Origin of the sequence: Rhodococcus sp. CX, from assembly GCF_015865005.1 — a bacterium.
Classification (GTDB): domain Bacteria; phylum Actinomycetota; class Actinomycetes; order Mycobacteriales; family Mycobacteriaceae; genus Rhodococcus.
Genome location: NZ_JADZGH010000132.1, coordinates 1 through 2,872, shown reverse-complemented (window position 1 = coordinate 2,872; position 2,872 = coordinate 1). Strand labels below are relative to the sequence as shown.

General features: G+C 68.0%; 4 protein-coding genes. 2 read left to right on the top strand and 2 right to left on the bottom strand.

Annotated features, from left to right (window positions below; translation table 11 throughout):
• Window positions 1-3 precede the first annotated feature (3 nt).
• Together I0Q12_RS14375 and I0Q12_RS14370 are read right to left on the bottom strand one after the other, a co-directional pair.
• Entirely contained in the window at window positions 4-510 is a 507-nt protein-coding gene (locus tag I0Q12_RS14375; protein WP_197252558.1) for an SRPBCC family protein, read from the bottom strand.
• Window positions 511-566: 56 nt separating this feature from the next.
• Window positions 567-1,460, bottom strand: a complete 894-nt coding sequence (locus tag I0Q12_RS14370) for a pseudouridine synthase (RefSeq protein ID WP_197252557.1) — start codon at window positions 1,458-1,460, stop codon at window positions 567-569.
• A 288-nt stretch (window positions 1,461-1,748) separates the two neighbouring features.
• On the opposite strand from I0Q12_RS14370, the gene I0Q12_RS14365 reads away from it, so the two are divergent.
• Both I0Q12_RS14365 and I0Q12_RS14360 read left to right on the top strand, forming a co-directional pair.
• Entirely contained in the window at window positions 1,749-2,720 is a 972-nt protein-coding gene (locus I0Q12_RS14365) for an alpha/beta hydrolase family protein (RefSeq protein ID WP_248675060.1), read from the top strand.
• A partial coding sequence (locus I0Q12_RS14360) for an SDR family NAD(P)-dependent oxidoreductase (RefSeq protein ID WP_197252556.1) occupies window positions 2,710-2,872 on the top strand: 163 nt, incomplete at its 3' end. The genes I0Q12_RS14365 and I0Q12_RS14360, both read left to right, overlap by 11 nt.

The following is a 2,872-nucleotide window of genomic DNA, read 5'->3' as shown; positions in this document are numbered from 1 at the left end:
AGGTCAACCTGCGGGGTTCCGGTAGTGCTCGGCGAGTTCGGCCGCGCGATCCCACGGTGACCAGTCGATCGGGCGCCCCTCCAGTTGCGCTTCGAGGACCTCGAAGCCGGCGTGCCATCCGGCTCCGTGCGCGTAGGCGTCTTCCTCGTCGTCGGTGGTGTGGGTCAGCGTCAGGTAGCAACCGCCGCTGCCGTCCGGGACCAGTTCCCAGTGCAGGACGTCCGCGTCCCACATGAACTCGAGGACCCGTGCCGGGCGGACCGCGATCACAGTTCCCTGGGTGGTGTGGTCGGCGGGAACCGCGAATCGGCGGACCTGCTCATCGGTCGCGGAGAACTGCAGTTGGGCCCCGGGTTCGAGAACCAGATTCACCCGGGCCGGGAACCACGTGGCGAGTAGATCCGGGTCGGTGATCGCACGCCAGACCTGTTCCGGCGGTTGGGGGAACGCGCGTTCGAAACGCAGGGCCACCCGGCCGTCGTAGGTACGGGAAACGGTGCCGATATCCATGGGATCCTCCAAGACATGAGCCCGTGTCATCAGCGGGGTCCTGGTGTGCTGTCCCTCTATGCTGCCAGGTTTCGTCGGCTCGCGAAGTATCTCCGGCTACCCGAAAATGGATCGTCGAATTCGATCTTGCGCGCCAGCAACCGCAATGGTTGTGAAAAGTCTTGTGGCGCAACGTTTTGTACCTTCGGATACAGCGGATCGCCGAGGATGGGAATTCCGAGCGAATTCATGTGCACGCGCAGCTGGTGGGTCTTTCCGGTCCGCGGCAGCAGTCGATAGCGGGCGATCGCGCCGTCGGAGTCGAGCAGTTCGACGCGGCTGATCGCGTTGATCTCGCCGGGTACCTCCCGCGCCTGCAGCACCCCGGGGCGCTTCTCGATCCGGCTGCGGACCTCCCGCGGGAACGTGAGGCCGTCGGTGAAGGGGGCGAGCGCCTCGTATTCCTTGTGCATGCGTTGCTCCGCGAACAACGACTGGTAGGCCCGCCGCGCCCCGGCATGGACGGTGAACACCAGCACGCCGGCGGTGAGGCGGTCCAGCCGGTGAGCGGGACTCAGTTCCGGCAGATCCAGTTCCCGCCGCAGCCGCACCAGCGCGGTCTCGGTGACCCACCCGCCGCGCGGCATGGTCGCCAGAAAATGCGGTTTGTCCACTACGAGCAGATGCTCGTCGCGGTGCAGGACGTCGACGGTGAAGGGCACCGGCACCTCGGGCGGCGGGTCGCGGTACAGGAACACGAACTCGCGCGGAGCGAACGGGGAGAGGTCGGTGATCGCGGTGCCGTCACCGGTCACCACCTCGCCGAGCGCGACCTTCTCGCGCAGGCGCGCGGCATCGTGCGGAAACCGTGCCAGCAGGTACTCCAGCACCGTCGTCCATTCCCCGGCGTCGGGCAGGCGCAGCCGGGACGGGTTCAGGCCGTCGCGGACGGGGAGCGGGGCGATGGGCACATCGCCACGGTAGTGGCCCTGCCGGTGCCGGTCGCCGAGAGCGGCGGACGATCGGGTCCCAACTGCGACATTTCGGTTTCCCGCGGGTCACGGATCGGTACTGAGCGAGAGGAATGGAGACCGTGACGATACGCTGAGACGCCGGTAACAGATATGTAAGAGTGACCGACAGACATCCAGGCGCCTCTACCGGGGGGCGCCGTGGCCTGCCGCTGTGACGCGAGTGTGGCCGGTGTCCGCTACGGGACACACAGACACACAGGGGAGCTTGGTGTGACAACTTCTTCGATGACCACGAGGCGGCCGAGGGGGGTGCGCGCGCTGGTCCGGATGCTGGTGGCGGCCGTCATCCTGCCGCTCGCCGTTGCGTTCGTCGGCGTCGGGACGGCCTCCGCCGACCCGTACAGCCGCTTCACCGAGGACTGGGTACCCGCGCCCGGGGGCGTCGGACAGATCAAGGTCCGCATCTGGTTCGCGAACAACGGCAGCAACAAGGCCGTCTACCTGCTCGACGGCCTCCGCGCCACCGACGACGTCAGCGGCTGGGAGCACGAGACCAACGCCGCCTGGCTGGCCGACAACGGCATCAACGTCGTCATGCCGGTCGGTGGCCAGTCCAGCTTCTACGCCGACTGGTACAGCCCCAGCAACCTCAACGGGCAGCCCTACACGTACAAGTGGGAGAGCTTCCTCACCCAGAACCTGCCCGACCACCTGTCGCGGTACGGCATCAGCCGCAGCAGCAACGCGGTCGTCGGCCTGTCGATGGGCGGCAACGCGGCGCTGATCCTCGCCGCCTACCACCGCGACCAGTTCACCTTCGCCGGGTCGATGTCCGGCTACCTGAACCTCTCGGCGCCCGGCATGCGCGAGGCGATCCGGGTCGCGATGCTCGACGCCGGCGGCTACAACGCCGACGCGATGTGGGGACCGCCGTGGAACCCCGCGTGGCTGCGTCACGACCCGTTCGTCGCCGCACCGCAGTTGCGCGGCCTGCCGATGTGGATCTCCGCGGCCGGCGGCGTCCCCGGCGAGCACGACAATCCGAACTCCCTGATCGGGGTGTTCAACACGGGCAATGCGATGGGTCTCGAGACTCTGGCGCGCGCCCAGAACCGGGCCTTCCAGGTTCGTCTCGCGACCCTGGGTATCGACACGGCGCACTTCTCGTTCCCGATCCAGGGCACCCATACGTGGGGTTACTGGCAGGACGAGCTGTGGGCGATGCTGCCGATGATGAAGAACGCGATTGGCGCCTGAGGTTCCGTCGCTGCGTGGCCGCACCTTCGTGGTGACCGGGGCCACCAGCGGCGTGGGGGAGGCCACCGCCCGGGCACTCGGGGCGGCAGGGGGGCAGGTGGTGCTCGCCGGCCGCAACGTGGCGAAAGGGCAGGAGATCGCCGGACAGATCG

Bases quoted from the DNA above. Each gene is read 5' to 3' on its own strand.
- I0Q12_RS14365 (WP_248675060.1), top strand. From the start codon at position 1,749: ATGACCACGAGGCGGCCGAGGGGGGTGCGCGCGCTGGTCCGGATGCTG.
- I0Q12_RS14375 (WP_197252558.1), bottom strand. From the start codon at position 510: ATGGATATCGGCACCGTTTCCCGTACCTACGACGGCCGGGTGGCCCTG.